At 50.2% G+C, this 4,873-nt stretch carries 6 protein-coding genes; 5 read left to right on the top strand and 1 reads right to left on the bottom strand.

What is annotated here, in order from left to right; genetic code table 11:
• Positions 1-124: 124 nt before the first annotated feature.
• Positions 125-1,777, top strand: coding sequence for an iron ABC transporter permease (locus A918_RS0100805; protein WP_028233209.1), 1,653 nt, complete (start codon positions 125-127; stop codon positions 1,775-1,777).
• Between the two features lies 1 nt (position 1,778).
• On the opposite strand, the gene A918_RS0100800 is transcribed toward A918_RS0100805, so the two are convergent.
• Complete coding sequence (locus A918_RS0100800; RefSeq protein ID WP_022709212.1) at positions 1,779-2,672, bottom strand: LysR substrate-binding domain-containing protein; 894 nt, start codon at positions 2,670-2,672, stop codon at positions 1,779-1,781.
• Between the two features lie 126 nt (positions 2,673-2,798).
• On the opposite strand from A918_RS0100800, the gene A918_RS0100795 reads away from it, so the two are divergent.
• From A918_RS0100795 to A918_RS0100785, 4 genes are all read left to right on the top strand, one after another.
• Positions 2,799-3,422 carry a glutathione S-transferase family protein gene (locus A918_RS0100795; RefSeq protein ID WP_022709211.1) on the top strand — a complete coding sequence of 208 codons (624 nt, stop codon included), beginning with the start codon at positions 2,799-2,801 and terminating at the stop codon, positions 3,420-3,422.
• Positions 3,423-3,462: 40 nt separating this feature from the next.
• A complete protein-coding gene (locus tag A918_RS21120) occupies positions 3,463-4,215 on the top strand; it encodes an LLM class flavin-dependent oxidoreductase (RefSeq protein ID WP_198013255.1) in 753 nt (250 codons plus the stop codon).
• 48 nt (positions 4,216-4,263) lie between these two features.
• The gene (locus tag A918_RS21940; protein ID WP_198013254.1) at positions 4,264-4,503 is read left to right on the top strand and encodes a hypothetical protein; all 240 of its coding nucleotides are present in this window, start codon (positions 4,264-4,266) and stop codon (positions 4,501-4,503) included.
• A gap of 47 nt (positions 4,504-4,550) precedes the next feature.
• Positions 4,551-4,873 (top strand): hypothetical protein (locus tag A918_RS0100785; RefSeq protein WP_028233210.1); only part of this gene is annotated, 323 nt, incomplete at its 3' end.

Below are 4,873 nucleotides of genomic sequence, written 5' to 3'. Positions count from 1 at the left end.
GAGGGGCGTTTTTTATATTAAAGCAGTTACAACGACGATTCGTTTCAACTGCAACACTGAGTGAAAGAGCGGTTTTCCGTTTCAGGACAAATCAAAGCCGCTCCGGATAATGGCGAGCCTTAATATGCCAGCATATTCTAAAAGCCGGTTTTTCCGTGCCGGATCTTTATGGCTCTGCCTTTCAGCAGTCAGCGCGTTTCTGGTTTTTCTGCCGGTGCTGGCGCTTGCTTTACAAGCCGCTCAGGGTTCTGACGGTTTATGGTCACATCTTCTGGCCACAACATTACCGGTTGCATTCGTTGATACACTCATTCTGCTGACCGGTGTCGGGATTATTGTTGCAATTGTCGGCACTTCTGCAGCATGGCTGGTAACAGCCTATGATTTTCGCGGACGTAAAATTTTGGAATGGGCTTTGCTGCTGCCGCTTGCTGTTCCGACTTACATTATCGCCTATGCCTATCTTGATATTCTGCACCCGATCGGCCCTGTTCAAAGCGCATTACGTGCACTCTTAGGGTTTGCCAGCCCGCGCGATTTCCGCCTGCCGGATATCCGCTCCATGACCGGCTGCATTCTGCTGCTTGGTTTTGTGCTCTATCCTTATGTCTATATTCCGACACGGGCGATGTTCCTTACCCAGTCTTCTTCATTGATTGATGCGGCACGAACTTTAGGCGTCACCCGCAATGCGATTTTCTGGCGTGTGGCTCTGCCAATGGCACGTCCTGCCATTGCCGTCGGCATCAGTCTCGCTTTGATGGAAACACTGAACGATATTGGTGCAGCTGAATTTCTCGGCATCCGCACGCTCACCGTTTCCATTTATACAACATGGGTCACACGCTCAGATCTGCCGGGGGCTGCACAAATTGCACTGGCGCTTTTGCTGATCGTTGTCTGCCTCGTCTCGCTTGAGCGCTGGGCGCGACGCAAACAGCGTTTTTCATCCAGTGCAAAACGCAGTCAGCAATTCACGCCACATAAAGTCAGCGCAACACGTGGCGGCATTTTCTTTTTGCTGGGGCTTACACCAATCCTGCTCGGTTTTGTCTTTCCGGCTATTTATCTGGCGACTGAAGCATGGAAACGCATGCGTTTTGCCGGTATCTCGCCGCGCCTTTATGATGAAATCATCAATACGGTAATACTGGCTTCGGTCGCGACGATCGTTACACTCACCATCGGCCTGATCGTTGCCTATGCGATCCGGCTACGCCCGGGCAATGCCTCGCAATGGTTTTTCCGCTTTTCCACCATGGGCTATGCAGCCCCCGGAACGGTGATTGCGATCGGCGTGCTCATTATCACCGGAGCAGCGGATCGCTTTATCAGCCAGATCGCCATGTCATGGTTTAATATGTCGGTCAGCCTGTTCTTGCTGGGCTCCGGCGCAGCATTGATCTATGCCTATCTGGTACGCTTTCTAGCAATATCTGCCGGTAGTATTGATGCGGGGTTCAACCGTATTCCCGTCACCTATGATCAAGCCTCCCGAACATTAGGTGAGACGGCAACCGGCACATTCCGGCACATTCATTTGCCTCTGTCCAAAACAGCGCTCAGTGCAGCGGCATTGCTGGTCTTTGTTGATTGCGTGAAAGAGCTTCCGGCTACTCTGCTGCTGCGCTCTCTCAACATCGAAACACTGGCAACCCATCTTTACGGAGAAGCGGCACGCGGCACCTATGAGGAAGCCTCGATTGCAGCACTGGCAATTGTTGCCATCGGTATCCTGCCAGTCATTGTCTTATCCCGTGTTGGGCGCCGCCTGTAAGCTACCTGCTCTCTGCTGCCGCTTCCTGATGCAGCCACTCAATAAACAGCTTCACAGCAGGTTTTTGTGCATTTTCGGGTAAGGTCAGCACATAATAAGCAAATTGTGTCGGCCAGGGGCGGTTTATTGCAAGAGCAAGACGCCCTGCCGCAATTTCCGGTCTGGCATAAATATCCCGCACAAGGGCGATTCCCTGTCCCGCCTCCGCAGCACGCAATAACAGGAAATCATCATCGAAAGCGGTGCCCCGCTCCGCTTCCGGCGTCGGCTCCACGCCGCAGGCAGTAAGCCACAAACGCCAGTCAGCACGATCTGAATCCTGCAGCAAAGGATAGGCCAGACAATCTGAAGGCTCATCAATAGCAGGCCCCGAAGCCAGCAATGCAGGGCACATCACCGGCACAAGCTCCGGCGCAATCAAAGGTTGCACATCATAGGACGGATAATCACCAAGCCCGTGACGGATCGCTATATCGACACGTCCGCCATGCAGGTTGGTTAAGCCGGACGATGCCTCAACACGGACTTCAATCTCCGGATTTTGTTCCATAAATTTGCCCAGACGCGGCACCAGCCATGAAGCAGCAAAAGAAGGCAGCGTGCTGACAGTCAAAGTCTGCCGCTCCGTGCTTGTCTCAAGAGTGGCAAGACTCGCTTCAATCTGTGCAAATGCCCGCATCAAAGCGGGATAAACACCCGCCCCTGCTTCCGTCAGTTCCACACCATATCGGGTACGTCTGAAAAGCGTTACGCCTGTACGCTCCTCAAGCAGACGTATTTGTTGGCTTACAGCACCTGACGTTACCCCCATCATCTCAGCTGCACTTTTAATACTGCCCGTGCGCCCAGTCTCGGTAAAAGCCCGTAAAGCCAGCAATGGCAAAACCTTGCCCATAATTTAGTTTTCCTAAACTCAACAATCAGAATCAATCGTTTTAGAAATACACTATTACCAAATAAATATGTCTTCAGATGATGCTACCATAATTTAGATTTTCTGACACATCATCAAAAGGAAAAAATGATTGAACTTTATAGCGATTCATCCCCGAACGGGTTCAAAGCAACTATTGCCCTTGAAGAAACAGGCTTAGACTACACACTGCATCATATTCAGATTGAACAGGGTGAACACCGCAGTGCGGATTTCCTGAAACTCAATCCGCATGGGCGCATACCTGTCATCACAGACAGTACAACAGGAATAGTGCTGTTTGAATCTGCTGCCATTCTGCTCTACATCGCTGAAAAATCCGGCCAGCTCCTGCCAAAATCTTTTGCGGAGCGCTGGCAGGCACTTCAATGGCTGCAATTTCATTCGTCCAGCATGGGGCCGATCTTTGGTCAGCGTGTTCATTTCGAAATCTTCGCTGAAACCAAATTACAACCCGCTATTACCCGTTACCAAAAACTGACAAACGATATTTATCAGGTGCTCAATCAACGACTGAGTGACGCTGAATATTTTGCCGGATCAGAATATTCCATTGCGGATATCGCGGCCTTCGGCTGGACACATATTGCTCAGATTTGCGGCTTCAATTTCGATCACTATCCGTACTTAAGCAACTGGCATCAAAAAATTGCTGCGCGGCCTGCTGTATTACGCGGCATTGCTTTGCCGCAACCGGCTACCGGTCCTTAGCCTCGATCTGCCAAGTTTTCTATTCCTTGAAAGCCTTATCATGAACAATAATCTGTCTGCTTCGGAAAACACATCCGGCATGTCATCAGAAGCCTTTGCACATCATCCGGGTTACACCCGTATGTTTGCTGCCAATCAACTTACGATTGGTATATTTCTGCCGCTTCGCTTTTATCAAGGCGATATGCGTGTTCTTGAAGGTCAAACTGCCCTCGTCAAAGACATTGACCAACGCGGATTTGCTTCCGTCTGGGTGCGGGATGTCCCGCTATATGATCCGTCTTTTGGTGATGCCGGCCAGATTTTTGATCCGTTCACCTATCTTTCCTATCTCGCCGCACAAACAACCAGAGTTTCACTGGCAACCGGCAGTGCGATTTTCTCCCTGCGTCACCCGATTGATCTCGCCAAAGCAGCAAGCACCATTGACCATTTATCCGGCGGGCGGCTTGTTCTTGGAATAGCATCAGGCGACAGGCCGGTCGAATTTCCGGCCTATGGTTTAGATCTGGATACAAGAGCTGAGCGTTTTGCAGAAACTGTCATCTATTTTCGCCAATTACTGGCAGAAAGCTCACTGCCGATACGCTCGAGTTTGGGAGAACTTGCACAAGCAGAATTTTTGCCAAAGCCAGCTTATGGACGGATTCCTTTGCTGGTCACAGGATCAAGCCGCCAGACACCTCAATGGATAGCCGAGCATGCGGATGGTTGGCTGACTTATCCGCAACAGACACATACGCAAGAAGGGCCTTTACGTCTGGCACAGAATATCCGTCGCTGGCGCGATTAAATTCCTGACGGCGGATTTCGCCCGCATATCACGAATGAGTGGCTGGAATTGACGGAAGATCCTGATTTCCCCCGTACACCACTCAATGGCGGCTTTGTTTTGAAAACAGGCCGTAAGGGACTGATTGACCTTCTTGGAGAATGGCAGCAAGCCGGTGTTAATCATGCGGCACTTGGTATGCAATTTGCTTCACGTCCACCATCAGAGATTATACAAGAACTGGCAGAAGAAGTTTTACCTTTATTTCCTACGCTTGCTGGCGCTGCACCATCAAACATAAAGTGGTAGATTGTCACTGCTTCATACGTTCAAAATATTCAAGCGGAACATTGCTCATGTCTGTATGTTTTTATTCAGGTTGTATTCCGACGCCTATTGGTGAGCTGACCGTTATTGTGAATGATCAGGGCGCGGTTATGCGCCTTGATTTTGAGAATGACAGTCGTGTTCATTCAGCCAATACACAAATCCCTGTTACACGACATGATGATGCAGCTGTGCGCCATGTCGCGGAGCAAATACATCAGTATTTCGCAAAGGAGAGACGTCATTTCGATCTTACACTTGCACCGCTTGGCACACCTTTTCTCAAGGCAGCATGGCAGGAGCTTGCAAAAGTGCCTTATGGTACAGTTGTCACCTATGGTGAACTTGCAGA

Origin of the sequence: Pseudochrobactrum sp. AO18b (assembly GCF_000409565.1) — a bacterium.
Classification (GTDB): Bacteria; Pseudomonadota; Alphaproteobacteria; order Rhizobiales; family Rhizobiaceae; genus Pseudochrobactrum; species Pseudochrobactrum saccharolyticum.
The sequence above is the reverse complement of the archived record's forward strand: the minus strand, read 5'-3'. Positions and strand labels throughout refer to the sequence as shown.

Bases quoted from the DNA above. Each gene is read 5' to 3' on its own strand.
- A918_RS0100795 (WP_022709211.1), top strand. From the start codon at position 2,799: ATGATTGAACTTTATAGCGATTCATCCCCGAACGGGTTCAAAGCAACT.
- A918_RS21120 (WP_198013255.1), top strand. From the start codon at position 3,463: ATGAACAATAATCTGTCTGCTTCGGAAAACACATCCGGCATGTCATCA.
- A918_RS0100800 (WP_022709212.1), bottom strand. From the start codon at position 2,672: ATGGGCAAGGTTTTGCCATTGCTGGCTTTACGGGCTTTTACCGAGACT.
- A918_RS0100805 (WP_028233209.1), top strand. From the start codon at position 125: ATGCCAGCATATTCTAAAAGCCGGTTTTTCCGTGCCGGATCTTTATGG.